Below are 415 nucleotides of genomic sequence, written 5' to 3'. Positions count from 1 at the left end.
GCTCCACCACTGCCTCCACAACACTCTAAGCTCGCCGAAATCCTCCGCATACGCCCACCTACCTTCTCTAGCTCCAACAATCCCGTGGATCCGTTGGATTGGTTGCATGCCGTGGGGAAGAAGCTGGATACTGTGCAGTGCAGCGATGAGGAGAAAGTCTTCTTCGCCGCCGACCAGCTGCAGGGGCCCGCATCTCTCTGGTGGGACCACTTCCAGGCTACGCAGCCAGAGGGGCAGCCTATCACTTGGGCCCGCTTCACCGCCGCTTTCCGGAGAACCCATGTGCCCGCCGGAGTCGTGGCTCTCAAGAAGAGGGAATTCCGAGAGTTGAAGCAAGGCAACCGCTCCGTGATGGAGTATTTGCACGAGTTCAACAATCTGGCCCGGTACGCTCCGGAAGATGTGCGGGAAGATG

Annotated in this window: 1 protein-coding gene; it reads left to right on the top strand. The window is 59.3% G+C overall.

Annotation, left to right across the window (positions count from 1 at the left end; translation table 11 throughout):
* Positions 1–111 precede the first annotated feature (111 nt).
* A partial coding sequence (locus CVH10_RS17825; protein WP_181244468.1) for a retrotransposon gag family protein occupies positions 112–415 on the top strand: 304 nt, incomplete at its 3' end.

This window comes from Halomonas sp. ND22Bw, from assembly GCF_003011945.1.
GTDB classification, from domain to species: Bacteria; Pseudomonadota; Gammaproteobacteria; order Pseudomonadales; family Halomonadaceae; genus Halomonas; species Halomonas halophila.
The sequence above is the reverse complement of the archived record's forward strand: the minus strand, read 5'-3'. Positions and strand labels throughout refer to the sequence as shown.